Below are 17,025 nucleotides of genomic sequence, written 5' to 3' on the forward strand. Positions count from 1 at the left end.
TCCTGTTGAATACAGGAACCAGCTTGTAGCCTAGGTGTTTTTTCAATGTCTACTGAATGGGGGCTTGACCAGACTTATATGGAGGGTCTTTTTAGCATGGGAAATCATCGAAAAAATGGGTTTGGACTGTTAGTTATATGTCATATCTACGAAAGCATTAACTATTCTTCAACTTCCCTCTATATGATGAATAAAATCGCAAAAGCGACGATTTATTATCGTCTTAATTTTGAATAGAGTATTTATTGTAAGGAACTTTAGAAGGGAGATAGAAGAGATGGAAAGTATACGGCAATTGAAAAATGATGAGATGCTGGAAAGCCGTAAATTGATCAATTTCGCATTTCAGCATGAAGAAGTGGCGAATATGCCTCTCGTTCAAGCATTGCCGGAACAAGTATGGGGATACTTCATAAATAACGAATTGACTTCTAATATCGTAATTCTTCCAGTCGAGACATTCGTTCAGGGAATTGCATACAGAACCGGCCTGATCGCCGGTGTGGCTTCCTGGCCGGAATATCGAAAAGGGGGGACCGTCGGCAAATTACTCGTTCAAGGAATGAAGGATTTATACGAGAGGGGGTACACTCTTTCGACGCTTGGTCCTTTCTCTTATCCTTTCTATCGGAAGTATGGATGGGAGATGATGTACGAATATCGGACATATAGATTAAGAGTGGATTGTGTTCCTGATTGGCAAGGAAGCGGGAACATTAGACGGATTGAACAGGATATTTCTCTGCTCAACCCCGTATACGAGAAGTATGCTTCCCGGTTCAACGGTCCTTTAAAGAGAGACGAGCTACGCTGGACTTCAACGATCTTCGCGCGGAAGAGAGGTTTAATCGCCTTATATGACAACGCCTTCGGTGAATCGACCGGATACATGATTTACCAGATCAAGAATCGTCTCCTCACCGTTCACGAAATGATTTATTTGGATCGAGACAGCAGAAAAGGACTATGGGAATTCATTAGAAAGCAGGACAGCATGTTTGACTTCGTCCAATTCACAGCCCCTTCGGATGACAATTTCGCATTCCTGATCGACAATCCGATCGGATTGGAGACGACGATGGTTACCCATCTGATGGCAAGAATCATTGATGTCGCAGGATTTATAAGGAAGTATCGATTCTCGTCCGGAACAGTGGGGGAAACAATTTCATTAGCCGTGAGCGACCGTTACGCGCCATGGAATGAAGGTTTTTTTTGGCTGCGAATGGGCAAGGATGGAGCGGTTGAGGTCGAACGTTCCGAAGGCGAGATGAAGAAGGCCGATATCGCATGCAATATCCAGACCTTATCGACGATGCTGCTGGGTTACCGGTCACCTGCATTTCTTCATCGGGAAGAGCGACTGCAAGGCGATCTGACAATCGTAATGAAGCTGGAAGAATGGATACCAAGAAGAACGACTTATTACCTTGATTTCGGACATTAATCCGAATTAGCATTCGTTTGCCTGTACTCGCTCGGGGTCAATCCTGTAAATTTTTTGAACATGCGATTGAAAGAGTTCATATTCTGATAACCTGCCTTTATAGCGGCTTCGTGAATTTTAATATTCGAATGCCTCAAAAACTCTTTGGTTTTATCGATTCTTACCTCATTCAGATAGTCAATGAAATTCTTCCCTGTCTTCTCTTTGAAGTAGGAGGATAGATAACCACCAGAAATATTCATTTTCTCCGCTACTGAATCCAATGAAAGCTCTTCGGAATAATGGTTTTCGATATATTCGTAGACGAAGCTTGTGATTAAATCACGAGCTTCCTTCTTCTGTCTAACTATATTGGCCGAGTGGACCATGAACTGTTCAAGAAACTGGATAAGCTGATCTATATGATGACAGTCGCCCAATCGATCGGACAATTGCACTGTGGAACAGAAAAGTGCATGTTCCATATTTATCTCAGTAACAGCTCTGATCACCTTCTTGGTCAAATGTTCAGCCATTCGCAGGTAGTCCGCAGCGATTGCGTTTTTCTTCTGCATCGCGGAGAACACCTTGCGAATAAAGCGGATGAGCTCCAGGTCGTTGCCGGATTGCAAATAGTTATCAAATTCTTTCTCCAACGTCGAAGTAAGACCAAGATCGGACGTTTCTTCTCGATCCTTCCATATAATCTGGGTTACATCCAATAATTGTCGTTGCTGGATGCGCCTGTTCACTTGTTCGTATGAAGATGTGAGTTCCGATGAGTGCAGATGAACGTCGCTGACCGCAATCGTTACATAGCAGAAGTCTGTATCCAGATTCAATACGTTCTCCAATTGCTCGAGCATTCCCTTGAGCTCCGTTTCGACATGGCTTGGGAAGATCAGAGAAAGAATCTGGCTGGTTTCGATCTGGAAGGTACAGGCGTCGGTATATTTATCCGAGATTGTGCGACTGATATATTCTTTCAGGTAATTGGTAGCCCGATCTGTTTCTTCGCCGAATTCATCCTGTAGACGATCTTTAAAGGTAAATTGGAACAGAATAAAAATGAAGGGTTTTTTGTCTCCCAACAGGTCCTTTATATCATGGAAGTTGCTATTGATTTTTTTTAATTTATTCGAGAACGCATAATTTCGCAAGAGAGAATTACTATTGGTTAAATTCGATTGGATGTGCTGGAATTCCTTGATTCGGCTGCGGACGGGATTGTGCGTATTGAAATGCTGCATCGAATAAAGGATTTGTTTAACGGGATTATGGATTTGCATACTGAAGAGGATGGAGGCAATGATACTGATCGCAACGGCTATCACAAGCAGCGTAATCAGGGTGTAATTCAAACGGGTGACCTGTGAAGAAATATTTTTGACGGGAATGATATTCACGTAGATGAGTCCTGTGAAGCTCCCTTTCTTATAGAAATAATAATATTCCCCATGCTGTGCATAATGTTTATTGCCTTTTACGTCGAGTGCAAGGCTAGGAAACGATTTCTCGTCAGTCATGTTCGAGGTGTATAGAAAGGAGCCTTGGTCATCCAAGATTAGGAAGTTGTCGTTGATCGAACGATGGTAGGCTTGAATCATTTTGTCCGCATCGGCGAAAGCCGTAATGTAAAAGTCGGGGGAAAACCTGTTCTTAACCATAATGGGAAACAACCTTCCCATTGAAGAGGAAGCTTCATTAAAAGTGATTTCCGAAAAATCGGCTGCGGGATAAATGCGAAAGGAATAGGTTTGGGCAAATTGGTTTTTCCAGAAATCAAAGGGATATGCATTAGTATGGTAGAATTTCGAAAACATCGTATCAGCTCTAGTGCTTCCGGTCTTCTCTATTATAAATGAATTCTCTTTAAAGTAGAGGACGATATTGTCCAGATACAATAACGGGTTCGACACTGTATTCCGTAAATCTTTGCTCACTTGACTGGAAGTATAGTAATCCGTGTTCTTCGCATTCAATAAAAACTCTATTTGGTCGTTCATATACAATCCTAAGACCAGGTTATTCAGCAGCTCAAAGTGTTTCTCGAAGCCTTCAGTCGTGTTTTTTAGGTTGGAATTATTATACTGGATGATCTCGTCCTGAATGATGTTGCGAAAAAATGAAAACGAAAAAAAACTAAAGGAAATGAGCAGCCCGATAATGATCAGGAAGCTGAGTAGCAAGCGGATAAACAAAGAATCCGTCATTAATTTGATTTTCACCATTCTTTGCATAAGCCAATTCTCCTTTATTAGTTGATTTCCTGAGCTAGCGATATGTCATTTTTTCGAATTTCATCACTAATCTCCATCTTTCCTTGAAATGATGAACAAAACCTCAAAGGAGACAATTTATATCCATAATTTTATCTAATAATATAACACTATCCAGCAAATGCAAGTGAAAATGATTCCGCAGGGATAGGAGAGTTCAAATGGCAGAAACATTCGTGAGAAAATTTAATCAAAGTAAATATTTACTATTACTGTTCATCCCGTGTCTTATTTATTACATTTTATTCAGATACTTTCCGATGTTCGGAGTCATCATTTCTTTCAAGGAATACAACATTTTTAAGGGGGTAATTAACAGTCCTTGGGTGGGTTTCAAATATTACGAGATGTTTTTCCAAAGCCATGATTTTTATAAGCTGCTACGCAATACTTTCCTTCTCGGACTTTATAAACTTTTGTTCGGTTTTCCAGCACCAATTCTATTGGCACTTATGTTGAATGAAGTAAAACAACGGATTTTCAAAAAATTCGTGCAGTCCATCAGCTATCTTCCACATTTTATATCTAATGTCGTCGTGGTAAGTATGATTCTGATGTTCCTCTCGCCTTCCAGTGGGATTGTCAATCAGTTGATTCAAGCTTTCGGCATGGATCCTGTTAATTTTATGTCGCGGCCGGAACTATTCCGTGCCATTTATGTGTTGTCGGAAGTTTGGCAGCATACGGGTTGGGAAGCCATTTTATACTTGGCGGCTTTATCCTCGATTGACCCGATGTTGTACGAAGCGGCAGAGATGGATGGGGCAAGCCGTTGGAAAAAGACAATTCATATCACTCTGCCAGGCATTGTACCTGTCATCATCGTCCTGTTTATCCTGAATATCGGAAGTGTGCTGGATATCAGCTTCGAGAAAGTGTTTCTGCTGTACAACCCCGCCATTTACGAGACATCGGATATTCTCAGCACCTTCGTCTATCGGACCGGGTTAGGACAAGGGAACTTCAGCTATGCATCAGCCGTCGATGTATTCACTGGAATCATCGGTCTGATCTTTATATATTCTGCCAATTCCATTAGCCGCAAGGTAGGTGAAACCAGCGTATGGTAAGGGGGGAGAGACTGATGAAGTATCGATTGAGCTGGGGTAAGCTATTGATTGTCCTATTTTTGCTTTTTGTTGTTGCAGTGACGCTATATCCGTTTATTTATATGATTTCGGTTTCACTGAGCAAGGATATCTACGTGCTTAAAGGTCAAATCAGTCTTTGGCCGAAAGGCTTAAACTTCAAGGTGTATCGTCTCGTCCTGGAAGATCCGCGTATTGTAAAGGGATATCTCAATACGGCGATTTATGTGATAGTAGGTACGACAGTTTCGCTTATTGTGACAGCTGCAGGGGCTTATGCTGTATCTAAAAAAGAGATGCTATTCTATCGGACTTTCACGCTGCTTATCGTATTCACCATCTTTTTTGGAGGAGGGATGATCCCCACTTTCCTTGTCGTGAAAAGCTTGGGACTTATTGATACGAGGTGGGCGATGATTTTACCTACTGCGGTAGTTTCGTGGTACTTGATCATTATGCGGACGTTCTTCTCCGCCTTTCCGAAAGAGCTCGAGGAATCAGCAAAGATTGACGGTTTGAATGACTTCGGTATCTTCTTCCGGCTGGTTTTGCCGTTATCAAAGGCGGTGCTGGCAACGATTGGTCTATTCTACGCCGTAAGTATCTGGAATAATTTCTATTCCGCCCTGTTGTACTTGCGTAATTCGGATTTGTTTCCGCTGCAGGTTGTGTTAAGGAATATTGTTTTGGCTGGCCAAGTCAACTCTGTCAAAGTCACTTCCATCGGCCAAGACTCCTTGATTGTGGAAGAATCTTTGAAATACGCGACAATTATCGTGTCGACCGTTCCCATTCTTTTGATATACCCGTTCCTGCAGAAGTATTTTTCTCAAGGGGCCATGGTCGGGTCAGTCAAAGGTTAACATAGGAGTTCTAGCATACGATGAGGGGAATAACACAAAAAAAGGAGATATCAGGATGAAAAAGACGGTATTCGGTTTGGTTTCTCTCTTGTTAGTCATTGTATTGTTCACGGGCTGCTCCAAATCGAACAACGGAGGTTCAGCTGAGGGAAGCCAGGATGGGAGCGGAATTGCAACGACGACGCCTGCCGGATCAACGACCGGATCAACGATGAAGGAAGAGCATACGATTTCGTTTCTTAATTATTCTCTTCCAAGCTGGCCCTATGATAAAGAATGGCTGGTGTGGAAGCTGCTCAAAGAAAAAACAGGAGTAACGCTGGACGTACAAGTCCCGTCAGGTGAATTGAATGATGCGTTAAATCTTACCGTTGCGTCCGGAAATATGCCTGATATGATGTTGACCCTAGAATCAGAGCTCGCCAAGAAGTTCGGGGATCAGGGGGCTTTGGTCAATATTCTGGAATACGTGGAGAAAGATCTACCCAACTTTGCGAAGTTTATGGAGAAGTATCCCACGCTCATCCAGAATACTCTAACAGCGGACGGGAAATTGTACATGTTCCCCAGCGAAGGTCTCGGCGTAACGAATGCCATGATTTATTTGTATCGTAAAGACATCTTTGATAAACATCAGCTGCAACAACCGCAAACTTGGGATGAACTGCACGCCGTTCTCAAGAAATTAAAGGAATTGTATCCGGACAGCTACCCTTTAACCTTCCGCAATGGGCTCGACAAGCTTCTCAATATCGCTCCGTCGTTTGAGACGGGTGACAAATATTATTACGATTTCGATAAAAATGAATGGCGCTATGCTCCTGTCGAGGACAACTATAAGAAAATGGTTGAATATTTGCGAACATTCGTGAAAGAGGGCTTAATTCCACCGGATTTCCTATCTATTGACACGAAGCAATGGCAAGATATCATATCCACGAACAGGGCTTTCATTACGATCGATTATATTGGTAGAATCGACTTCTTCAACAAGTCCATGCGCCAGGAGAACCCGGACTTCAACCTTACATTCATGCCCACTCCTGCTGGCTGGAAAGGCGGTAAAGCACTGAACGCATTTACACAAATCGATGAATCGGGCATTATGGTTTCTTCCACTTCGAAGCAGATAGATGATGTTATGAAATTCATCGATTATCTCTATACCGAAGAGGGAAGAGATTTGGTTAGTTGGGGACAAGAGGGAACAACATACAAGGACATCGGCGATGGCAAAAAAGAGTTTACCGGAGGTTATATGGACCTCACAGATCTGCAGAAAAAGACGGGCCTTGCGACGTATGGGTCGAACCTGTGGTTCAACCCCGATGCCATTATCGCGTTGGCCTCGCCCGAGCTGAAGGCCGCTTATGAATTGACACCGAAATTTGTAGATAAGCAGCAGCCGAAGCCGGCTTTTACCCCCGAGGAAGTTCTGATACTGACGACGACCGGCCAAGAAATCGATAAGTTCCGTCTGGAGAATATCTCCAAATTTGTACTCGGAACGCAAAGCATGGAGGATTGGAACCAATATGTAACCAACTTGCAAAAGCTCGGAGTAGATAAGATTCTGAGCATGTACAAGACGGCATATGAAAGAGGATTAGAGTCGGGGTCGGCAGAGTGATTGATTTAATGAAAGGACAGACAGGGTGACAAACTGGGGCCGAAATAAACGATTGGTACGATTCCGCCGCAGATTTACCGTCAGCAGGGGCGAAGGCATGAATGAAGCGGATAATCTACACGTTCGGACTAACATGGCTCTAAACGATTATGATCTGGAAGGAGTGGGCTCTCTTGAACCCGATAGACACGCTAGCCATTAATGGAGGAAAACCTGCGCGCCAACGGCCGCTCCCTCCGAATTACCCGGGCGCAACGGTAATGGATGAAGCTGAAGGGAAGGCTTCTTCAGCGGTTGTGCGAGCACAATCACCTTTTCGTTATTACGGGCCGGACGTTCAGCATGCAGTTCGACATTTCGAGAACGAAATGGGACGAGAGTGGTCCATTCCATACGTGCTGGGGGTATCCTCCGGCACTGCCGCGCTCATTGTCGCTATGAAAGCGCTGGGTATCGGCATCGGAGATAAAGTAATCGTGCCTGCCATTACTTTCTTGGCTACACCCGGAGCCGTAGTTTGTTGCAATGCCGTTCCCGTGTTTGCCGATGTAGATGACAGTCTGAATCTGGACGCCGCATCTTTGGAAAATGTCTACGATGATGAAGTGAAAGCGATCATCGTTGTTCCGATCCTTGGAACTCCCGTGGACATGGATCCGATCATGAGCTTCGCCCGCAAGCATAAGCTGGCGGTTATAGAAGACATCGCTCAATCATGCGGCGTAAAGTACAAGGGAAACTATGCAGGTACGATTGGGGACATCGGCGCATTCAGCTTCCAGATGAACAAGTTGATAACCTCGGGAGAGGGCGGAGCGATCATGACCCATTCACCGGAGTTGTATGAACGAGCCGTTCGTTATCATGATCAAGGCATCATGCGTGAAAAAGAGAGATTCGGATTTCCCGATGTTGATGAAGCCGAACGCGCCTTTGTCGGCCAGAATTATCGGATGAGCGAGCTTACGGGCGCCATATTGGTTGAACAATGGAAAAAGCGAAGCCAAATGATAACCGTAATGCGAGACCGAAAGCAACAAATCGTCGACGAACTGACTCGGGTTCTGCCTTCCATTCGATTTCGCGGTGTTATCGATGCTGCCGGTGATACGGGTTCCTCACTGGGGCTTTTGTTGCCGGATGCCGCTCATACTCAGAAAGCTAATGACGCGCTGCATGCGGAACAGATTGAAAGCTTCATTCTATATGGAGGACAGCCGGTTTATAAGATTCCGCAAATTTGGCGGCAGCGCACGGCGGACAAACATAATTTTCCATTTAATTATCCATATCGGAGAGCCGTTCGATACGAGGATGGCATGTGCCCGAAGGCGGAGGATTTAGTTTGCCGTACCCTGTTCATCCCGATCAGCCCGCTATTGACGGAAGAAGACGCTAGTCAAATTGCCAATGGAGTCGTCAAAGTATACAAAGCTTATCGTATCGGCACGGCATAAAAGAAGGGGAGGCGTCTTAATGACATAAATACGCTTCAGGCTAGGGAGGTGCGCCGCGGGGGCGAAGCAAGAGGGGTATTCGTCTCCGTGATCGTGCGCGAAGTCGCTTTTCACGTTATGGGCCCTGGGCACACGGTGATTGGTTCTAGTTTGATCTGAAGTCGTCGGATATCAAGATGACTAAAGGCTTTTTATCGGGGGAGTGGTTGGGATGGTTATTAATAAAGAAACATGGGGTCACAGAAATCAAACATTCATTTTTTTCAGGAGTGATCGCATTGCGGGATTAACGGATCTCCACTCACCCCTCTAACCTCCTGGGACGATGCCTTCTCTAAAATGTAAATAAGGGCTACTTTAATTTTTATTTCCGCCAAAAAGTTGAACAGTCTGCCTTATCCAAAATATTAAACTCGATCATGTTCTCAAGTAATGAGAAATCAACCGGACTACCCCATTGGATACGTACCAGCTCCTTGGTGTGATCATAGCCAGCCTGTACAATTTCATTAGAAAAATGATTAATTCCTGCCCTTTCAGGGGCAACTGCCAAATGATGTTTGGCTACGCTGAAGCCAATAATAAATGTGTCGTGATCGGTAAACATAGGCTGATTCCATGCAATTTTTGGCATTAAATTTGGGAATTTGTTAGTTACCCAAGCCAAAACCTCTTCCGTTCGAGCCCGATGTTTCGGGTTATCTATATGGGCCAAAAATTCTGCAAAAATTTCCATGTTATTTCCTCCTCGATCAATTCCTTGTCATGTTGTAGATCCTCACAAACAACAAAAGGAATAACAGTTGTAGACTAAGTATATCAATGAAATCCTCGACTTACCAGAACCACAGATTAATCCGATAACTGGATTTTGATTTGGACATTATGGATAAAATGGAGACTCCTACAATACATTCATCGCAGCCAATGAGGTGCGATTTGTAAGTATAGCCGCTGTCATTATTCCCGCACAGACTTCTGCGTTACCAGACATTCCGATATAATAATATATATGAAAACTATCCAATTTACCGTATTGCCGCCTCCCGCGGCGTTAAGCCGGGATATCGAATGCCTGCGAATCGCGTCCCACTCAGGTAATCAGCCGCTCGAGGTTAAGGTGTGCCCGAGCGGTTACCCCGGCATTGTCTATCAGATTGCCGAGGATCGGACAGCCGCAATCGAGAATATCGCTATCCGCTCCGCACAAACGTCCGATATCCCTGTACTGTTTCTTCACGGACAAGGTTCGGAACCGAGCGTCATGCGGTTCAGAGGCACGCCATATATAACGATTCAGCTGGTATTTAAGCCCCATGCGCTGTACAGCTTGTTCGGTTGGGACGCCTCTGTTCATAATCAGGGAATATTGTTTCCGGACCAGTTTGGTGCGATGGAGCTGGAGAAACAGCTCCTGGCTTCGACTTCGAATGAAGAGCGGATCGCCTTGCTCATTCATTTTCTTATGGAGAAGAAGGAGCATAACGCTAAGCGTGATGAGCTCATCGAGCTGACGCTCGCGTTTATTCATGAACATATCGCATCGGTCTCCGTGAAGGAACTGGTAGCCGCTTTTTCTATTTCCGAACGGCAATTCCAGAAGCGCTTCACCCGTGTCGTCGGTATGCCACCGCACTTATTTATAAGGGTAAGGCGAGTCAATGAAGCACTGAGGATGATGCACTCAGGGGAGTATGAACGACTGTCCGATGTCGCATATGCGCTAAATTATTATGATCAGTCTCATTTTATACGCGATATGAAGTCGTTTTCTTGGATTAGTCCGAAACATATTACGATGAAGGTCAGTGAATTTCATAGCGATCTAGCAGGATCGTCTTATTTGTAAAATGGACGGTTTTGTCCAATTTTTTGCCTATCGTAACGGCTATGATAATCTTATTCCATTAGGAATACAGATATCTTTATCAGGGAGCGATGGCGCATGCGCAAAATTAAAATGTTAAACCGAGTATCGATTGATGGTTATTTTGCCAGCAACAATGAAGCGAACTTCGGGATGGATTGGTTTATCCATGACCCGGAGGTTGACAAAGCATCGCATGTTATAGGCGGCAAGATGGACGCGCTGCTTTTGGGAGGCACGACATACCGTGGGTTTGAACGCTCCTGGGTGCCTTTCCTGAATGATCCCCTTGCACCCGAGCATTTGAAAAAGGTCGCTGAGGAGTTAACCGACATGACCAAGGTTGTTTTCTCCAAAACAATCAAACAATCCAATTGGGCTAACACCCAAATTTATGATAGCGGTCTGATAGAAGTCGTGCGACAATTAAAACAACACTCCAGCTCAGACATTCTGGTGTTGGGAAGCGGCTCCATCGTTCAGCAGCTTGCCAATGAAAGACTGATTGACGAGTATATCTTCATTGTCACTCCGGTTGTGGCCGGTGAAGGCAAACCTTTGTTTCCACATGTTAAACCATTTAATCTCACGCTGGGCGAGGCGAAAACATTTGAATCTGGAAACGTCGTGCTTCATTACGTGTTAAAGAAGTAAACGCACCGATAATGAACGGCTAGATTTGTCGAACTTCGTTGGGGCGGGAAGCCGACCAACGCGGGAGAGCGCATCGCTGGCAGCGATGAGGTCAGAGGTTCAGTCCAAGTCCGCGCGGACGTAATGAAGTGAAAAGGCTTCGAAGACATACTTCTAATGTAGGAGCACGGCGTCTGATTCTGCCGCTAAAAGTCCTCACCCGAATTAGCTTGTCAGCATATTGTTGTTCATGAAAGAAAGTCATCAGGCACCCGCTGATGACTTTCTTTCATGAATTTATAAGTAAGCATCAATTACTTAACTTTCTCGTCCGACACTCATGCCCGTTTTATACATTTTTTCTGCTTCAATAGGACTTTCTTTTGCCGTCACATGGTGCGGAATTACCCGGCAAACTTGAACCGGTCCGCCGAATACAGCCGACCTATACTTGTCCACATGCTGTTTGGGCAAAGGGCGGTTATAATAGCCGGGTACGTATTTATGGATCATTTCCTGAAGTACATGGGTGGCTTCATCCAAATCTGTGATCGGCTCTGCTTGTCCAAATATCATTACACTCATATAAGCCGTATCCGTCTTGGCAGGTACCGGGTCTGTGATGGTTCCGTATTCCTCACATACCGTAAAACATACCTCTGGATTATCTCTCATGACCTGATTACGTCTTCCATCTCCAGCACCGTGAAAATAGAGCTTCCCCTCCGTCCATACATAATTAAGCGGTACAACATAGGGCAGGTTCCCATCAATCAACCCAAGATACCCAATCCTCGCTTGGTGAAGGAAACTATTGATTTTCTCTTGATCCTGGCATTCCCGGATCTTGTAACGAACCGAATCCATTTCAAAAATCTCCTTTCACTCCTAAGATATTAATCCATCCCATTCAAAGCGTCTTAACTCCGATACTCTACGACAGTGAGGCAACAACCATATTGCAAATCTCAGCGTTATTACGGTAGTATAGCAGTGAATGGAGTGCTCATAAACATCCAAAGTTCATGGTTATATGCAATCCATAATTCATATATTATGGTGCTTCTATTTGGGGGTGTGCACGATGTTGAAAGTAAACCGGAATGATAACAGACCGATCTGGAAGCAATTGCTTGATCAAGCGATTCATAATATTACAAGCGGAATCTGGTCCCCAGGGGAATTGCTGATTCCTTCCCGCGAGCTCGCTCACCTGGTAGGTGTCTCTCGCTCAACGATACAGATCGTCTATGAGGAATTGCTCAGTCGTGGCTATACGGTTACATCTCGCCGAGGAGGAACGCGAGTTAGTACATGGAACCAAGTCTCTAGTTCAACGAAGGAAATAATAACTCATGGCCCCATCCCCCCATCACTTCCCTTGTTGGACTCGGCGATCGGTCAATTACATGACTGGTTCAGAGGCAAAGAACATCGAGAAGTGGATATTGATTTTAGTCCCCATGAACCTTATTTGGATGGCCAATTTCAAAAGAACTGGCGACAATCGTTTCTCCACGCATCCGCTTCAATGGATTTATCAAGCTGGACTTATGGTAATCCCTATGGTTTCACACCATTACGTGAGCAAATTCAGCGTTATTTATCACTAGAACGAGGAATCCATATTCAAACCAATCAGATTCTGTTGACTTCAGGAGCTCAGCATAGCATTGACTTGATCGCACAATCGCTTTTATCTGAGGGGGACACGGTCTCTGTAGAAGATCCCGGTTTTCCAGCTGCCTGGATGGCGATGAAATATCGGCGTATGAATGTGGTGCCCGTTCCCGTTGATGAGTATGGTCTTGTGGTAGAGCGTATTCATCCACAATCCAAACTGATCTTTGTGACCCCCTCCCATCAGTGCGCGACAGGGATCGTGATGTCGGAGCCGCGAAGGCAACAATTGCTGCATAAGGCCGTTCAAGAACAAATTTGGATCATTGAGGATGATTATGATAGTGAATTTCGATATCGTGGGGAGCCGCTTCCGACGCTGATTAGCCAGGAACCTAATAATACCTTGTACCTCATGAGTTTTTCTAAAATGATTGCTCCAGGCATTCGGATTTCGGCAATCGTTGGCTCTGTCGAGGCAATTGCTCAGCTAGCCAGGGTACAGGAGCTGACTTACCGTCATCTTCCGATTATGGATCAGCTGACACTAACCCACTTCATCAAGAATGGGCATTTTATGCGCCATATGAGAAGAGTCAGAAATGTGTACCGGCGAAGACACGAAGCCATGACAAAGGCTATTATGGCTAGCGGTTTAGGGGAGCGTTTCACACTTAGTGGAGTAGAAACGGGACTGCATATGTTACTTGAAGCTGAAGAGTCATACGACGAAGAAACCGTGACAAAGTTAGCCCTTCAAAAGGGAATACGGGTGTACCCTCTTGGACCCTATTGTTTGGAAAGCAATCGAAAGGGATGGGTGCTGGGGTTTGCAAAAGTAGATCAAGCATCGATTGAGCAGGGGATTCATCGTCTTGCGGAGTTGATCCTGTTCGGCCATTTTTAAGATCAGGCCTCTATCAACCTTGTTTGACTTTAGACGAGTTAAAACGCAGCCAAATCGGCTGCGTTTTTGGTATGGCTCACTAGTCTAATCCGATAAGAGGGGCGAAGCGTGGTTACATCCATCGCCATCAATAAACATCCTTCAACAGCTCAATAACTTCCTCTATCGTAAGTCCAAAGGATTTGTAATAGGAAGTGTCAATAATCATCTGCTTCTGGATCATTTCATTGCGTTTTTGAAGCATCTCGTCGGATGAGAGATCAGTGACAAAACATCCTTTGCCGGTTACGGTGTAAATCAAACCAAGCCGTTCGAGTTCTTCCCACGCTTTTTTGACGGTAATGATACTAACACGAAGCTCCGTGGCTGCTTGTCGTATGGGCGGTAAACTATACCCGCTTTCTAGCTCACCCTTGAGAATTTGAGCGCTGATTTGTTCAAAAAGCTGTTGATAGATGGGCTTCTCGGATGTATTCGAAATAGCAATGTTCATTTACATTTCCACTTTCACAAACCGTTTGTTGGCAATATGATAAGCGATAATCGTAAATATTGCAAAAATCACAATTCCAATGAGCAAGAGGGATAGTTGAATGGCCCAATTTTCAGCACCAGTTCCCTTGAAAAGATCATATACGAACGAATTCTCTATGCCAAGCCATTCTGCACCTATTGCAAAAAGGATAGCAGCTGTGATGGATACAATCGATGCTGAGCCGTATTTATACGCCGTCTTGTAATACATGGGTATCAAGGTGATATTGAAGATCGCCAGCATGACGAAACATAGTCCCCAAAAACCAAAGGATGGTGCAAAGAAATGGTAGGTCAGATTCGGATATAAGCGAACACTAATCATGCCATATATAACGGCGGTAACAACATGCAATAACTCCAGGATTACAATAAAGGATACCTTTGCTTTTACCATGTCTTTTTTCGTTACAGGCAGCATGCTTGTAAACATTAAATCGTTCTGACTTTTATATCCTCCGAACATATTCGGTATCGTGATAAAACAAAAGTATAGGATAACAAGGAAATAAAGCCATCCTGGAATTAACATTAAGGCGCCTGTCAAAAAGGGTAGTACATAAAAGAAAGGACTTACGCCTAACTTTAATTCTTTCATCAATAAGTTATACATACATATCCTCCTTTTTCGAGAAGTAGATCATAATCTCCTCAAGATTAGGCACAGTGGATTTAATAGCTAAAGACGGATCAAAGTCATTTGTGTGAATTAAGCCTGTAAAGCCGAAAGAATTTGTTTTGTAGGAAATTAACTGGTCTTTGATGATATCCAATTGCTCTTTGTTACCATTCAACAAGCGATACATATCGATAAATTCTTCTTTCTCGGCACTGTTGATGATTTGTCCGTTATGGATATAGGTAATATAATCGGCGCATTTTTCCAAGTCGGAAGTGATATGGGTTGAAAAAAGGATGCTGATTTCGCCGTCTTCCACCAGCTCTTGGAAAATATCCAGCAGATTGTCTCTGGCAACCGGATCAAGTCCGCTTGTTGGTTCATCCAGAATAAGAAGCTTTGCGCCGTGTGACAAAGCAAGAGCCAGGCTGTATTTTACTTTCATTCCGGTTGATAATTCGGCTATTTTTTTGTCTTCAATCAAGTTGAATTTTTTCAGATACTTGTAGTAGGTATCATCATCCCAATTACGATAGAACGTTTTGATCACATTCGTTAACGTTTTGATTTTACTGCGCGTATAAAAATTGATGTCTCCAAATGCAGAGCCAATTTCTTGTTTCAATTCGACTTCGTGCTCGGACATGTTCTTGCCCAAAATATGGATCTCGCCGCTATCCATACGAATCAAATTCAAAATTGATTTTATGGTGGTTGTTTTTCCTGCGCCATTGGCTCCGATAAATCCCATAATATAACCTTTTTCCAGTTGAAAAGATACGTTTTTCAAATGAAAATGTTCATATTTTTTATTTAATTTTTTGATATCTAATGCCAGCATATCGTGCCCTCCACTTCGAATTGTGTATGTTGTGTATACACAATATATCACCGCGGGAGTTCAATTGTCAATTCCTGTTCCATCATTTTTGAAATAAATGGGTAAGCCGTAATAACGCCCCGACCGTTCCGCGGAAGACGGAAAAGTCGGGGCGTTATTGCGATAAGCAAGGATTCAATGGAGGCGAGGGCTGCCGTCAGATTTACTCCTGCGAAGCCGGGAAGGCTGCCGTCGTAACATAGCTGTCCTTCAAAATATAGAGAAGCGGTTTTTCAGCCTGATTAGCGGCATCGTAAGCCGATACTAAGGCATATTGGCTGCTTTGAAGATCGACATCCAGCTCCGTAACCCGATCGGCCTCGAGACTGATTTCCTCCGACAATTGCTGATTGTTGCCGTTTAGCACCCTGATCTTCATCGACGAGGGGGAGTACAGAATCAGAGCGGCGGAAATACCGCCACCGAGTGGATCGACGAATTGTCGGCCATGGCCGCTCGCGTTATCGTCGTGCGCAGCCGCGATGACCTGCAACAAAGGAGCCGGCCATGGCTGTTGACGTCGCCGACGGTCCAGTACCGCGCACCGTTCGTTGTTGAGCGGCTCCACGGTGACGGGAACCGGATCGAAGCCGTGACGATTGCACTTCTCGATGCGGAAGGCCGCCTTGCGGAGGAGCGGGAACGTGTTGCGGTCGACGAGGTGATCGTCGATCACAGGACGCGCAGCGAATACGGACCGATCGTCAACTGGGGGACTGGAGAAGACGTCTTGGAACTTCGATGCGGACGAGAGCATGGCTACCCGGCTGCCGGGCATCTTTGTCGCGGGAGATGCGGCGAACTATCCGAGCAAGCTGCATCTGATCGCCGGCGCAATCTCGGATGCGGCGTTGGCCATAAACAGCGCCAAGCTCTTTCTCGATCCGACCGCACCGAAGACGGCGCAAATGTCTTCGAACAGCACCAGATTTACCGAACGCAACAAGGCGCTCGGGCTTTGAACCTGCTCTTGATTAGAGTCGAATGTCAAATCTCTCGCAGTGAATCTTGCTGCGGGAGTTTTCTGATAGAATGCAGCCCATGGACTGTGGTGAAAGATTCGATCATGCACAGCTGAACCTGAGTGGTCATGCGATAGCAGACATCCTGCTCAGGGATTTAGAGAAGCTGCTGTTATGGAACAGCAGCTTCTCGATTACGTACGAGCCATTGTGGAAACACGGCATATCTTAGAATCGATTTCATCTTTACATGGTTCAAG

General features: G+C 44.6%; 17 protein-coding genes. 10 read left to right on the plus strand and 7 right to left on the minus strand.

Annotated elements, in window-relative coordinates; all coding sequences use genetic code 11:
• The first annotated feature begins 277 nt into the window (after window positions 1-277).
• The gene (locus NNL21_RS17405) at window positions 278-1,447 is read left to right on the plus strand and encodes a GNAT family N-acetyltransferase (protein ID WP_204822135.1); all 1,170 of its coding nucleotides are present in this window, start codon (window positions 278-280) and stop codon (window positions 1,445-1,447) included.
• Here NNL21_RS17405 and NNL21_RS17410 read toward each other — a convergent pair.
• A complete protein-coding gene (locus tag NNL21_RS17410; RefSeq protein WP_204822136.1) occupies window positions 1,444-3,666 on the minus strand; it encodes a helix-turn-helix domain-containing protein in 2,223 nt (740 codons plus the stop codon). The genes NNL21_RS17405 and NNL21_RS17410 overlap by 4 nt on opposite strands.
• Window positions 3,667-4,052: 386 nt before the next feature.
• On the opposite strand from NNL21_RS17410, the gene NNL21_RS17415 reads away from it, so the two are divergent.
• From NNL21_RS17415 to NNL21_RS17430, 4 genes are all read left to right on the plus strand, one after another.
• A complete protein-coding gene (locus tag NNL21_RS17415; RefSeq protein WP_309145338.1) occupies window positions 4,053-4,775 on the plus strand; it encodes an ABC transporter permease in 723 nt (240 codons plus the stop codon).
• Between the two features lie 14 nt (window positions 4,776-4,789).
• Complete coding sequence (locus NNL21_RS17420; RefSeq protein ID WP_204822138.1) at window positions 4,790-5,656, plus strand: carbohydrate ABC transporter permease; 867 nt, start codon at window positions 4,790-4,792, stop codon at window positions 5,654-5,656.
• A gap of 55 nt (window positions 5,657-5,711) precedes the next feature.
• Window positions 5,712-7,286: an extracellular solute-binding protein gene (locus NNL21_RS17425; protein ID WP_204822139.1), complete on the plus strand. Its 1,575-nt coding sequence runs from the start codon at window positions 5,712-5,714 to the stop codon at window positions 7,284-7,286.
• 173 nt (window positions 7,287-7,459) lie between these two features.
• Entirely contained in the window at window positions 7,460-8,743 is a 1,284-nt protein-coding gene (locus NNL21_RS17430) for a DegT/DnrJ/EryC1/StrS family aminotransferase (RefSeq protein WP_204822140.1), read from the plus strand.
• 364 nt (window positions 8,744-9,107) lie between these two features.
• Here the strand turns inward: NNL21_RS17430 and NNL21_RS17435 are convergent, their stop codons facing one another.
• On the minus strand, window positions 9,108-9,479 hold the full coding sequence (locus NNL21_RS17435) for an iron chaperone (RefSeq protein WP_204822141.1): 372 nt from the start codon (window positions 9,477-9,479) through the stop codon (window positions 9,108-9,110).
• A gap of 276 nt (window positions 9,480-9,755) precedes the next feature.
• Here NNL21_RS17435 and NNL21_RS17440 point away from each other — a divergent pair, with 276 nt between their 5' ends.
• Both NNL21_RS17440 and NNL21_RS17445 read left to right on the plus strand, forming a co-directional pair.
• On the plus strand, window positions 9,756-10,592 hold the full coding sequence (locus tag NNL21_RS17440) for a helix-turn-helix domain-containing protein (RefSeq protein ID WP_204822142.1): 837 nt from the start codon (window positions 9,756-9,758) through the stop codon (window positions 10,590-10,592).
• 96 nt (window positions 10,593-10,688) lie between these two features.
• Window positions 10,689-11,264 (plus strand): dihydrofolate reductase family protein, encoded by a 576-nt coding sequence (locus NNL21_RS17445; protein ID WP_204822143.1) that lies wholly within the window; start codon window positions 10,689-10,691, stop codon window positions 11,262-11,264.
• A 297-nt stretch (window positions 11,265-11,561) separates the two neighbouring features.
• On the opposite strand, the gene NNL21_RS17450 is transcribed toward NNL21_RS17445, so the two are convergent.
• On the minus strand, window positions 11,562-12,110 hold the full coding sequence (locus NNL21_RS17450) for a pyridoxamine 5'-phosphate oxidase family protein (protein WP_204822144.1): 549 nt from the start codon (window positions 12,108-12,110) through the stop codon (window positions 11,562-11,564).
• 217 nt (window positions 12,111-12,327) lie between these two features.
• Here NNL21_RS17450 and pdxR point away from each other — a divergent pair, with 217 nt between their 5' ends.
• Entirely contained in the window at window positions 12,328-13,770 is a 1,443-nt protein-coding gene (gene pdxR, locus NNL21_RS17455; protein WP_204822145.1) for a MocR-like pyridoxine biosynthesis transcription factor PdxR, read from the plus strand.
• Between the two features lie 127 nt (window positions 13,771-13,897).
• Here pdxR and NNL21_RS17460 read toward each other — a convergent pair whose 3' ends face one another.
• The 4 genes from NNL21_RS17460 to NNL21_RS17475 form a co-directional block, all read right to left on the minus strand.
• Window positions 13,898-14,263 carry a GntR family transcriptional regulator gene (locus tag NNL21_RS17460; protein WP_204822146.1) on the minus strand — a complete coding sequence of 122 codons (366 nt, stop codon included), beginning with the start codon at window positions 14,261-14,263 and terminating at the stop codon, window positions 13,898-13,900.
• Window positions 14,264-14,917: an ABC-2 transporter permease gene (locus NNL21_RS17465; protein ID WP_204822147.1), complete on the minus strand. Its 654-nt coding sequence runs from the start codon at window positions 14,915-14,917 to the stop codon at window positions 14,264-14,266.
• Window positions 14,910-15,764, minus strand: coding sequence for an ABC transporter ATP-binding protein (locus tag NNL21_RS17470; RefSeq protein ID WP_204822148.1), 855 nt, complete (start codon window positions 15,762-15,764; stop codon window positions 14,910-14,912). Before NNL21_RS17470 ends, NNL21_RS17465 begins: the two co-directional genes overlap by 8 nt.
• Window positions 15,765-15,966: 202 nt before the next feature.
• Window positions 15,967-16,560, minus strand: coding sequence for a hypothetical protein (locus NNL21_RS17475; RefSeq protein ID WP_204822149.1), 594 nt, complete (start codon window positions 16,558-16,560; stop codon window positions 15,967-15,969).
• Between NNL21_RS17475 and NNL21_RS17480 the strand changes: the two genes are divergently transcribed.
• Window positions 16,559-16,765, plus strand: coding sequence for a hypothetical protein (locus tag NNL21_RS17480; RefSeq protein WP_204822150.1), 207 nt, complete (start codon window positions 16,559-16,561; stop codon window positions 16,763-16,765). The two genes, NNL21_RS17475 and NNL21_RS17480, sit on opposite strands and share 2 nt — an antisense overlap.
• Window positions 16,766-16,835: 70 nt before the next feature.
• Window positions 16,836-16,997 carry a hypothetical protein gene (locus tag NNL21_RS17485; protein WP_204822151.1) on the plus strand — a complete coding sequence of 54 codons (162 nt, stop codon included), beginning with the start codon at window positions 16,836-16,838 and terminating at the stop codon, window positions 16,995-16,997.
• The last annotated feature ends 28 nt before the right edge of the window (window positions 16,998-17,025 follow it).

The organism is Paenibacillus mendelii, from assembly GCF_024498075.1.
GTDB classification, from domain to species: domain Bacteria; phylum Bacillota; class Bacilli; order Paenibacillales; family Paenibacillaceae; genus Paenibacillus_Z; species Paenibacillus_Z mendelii.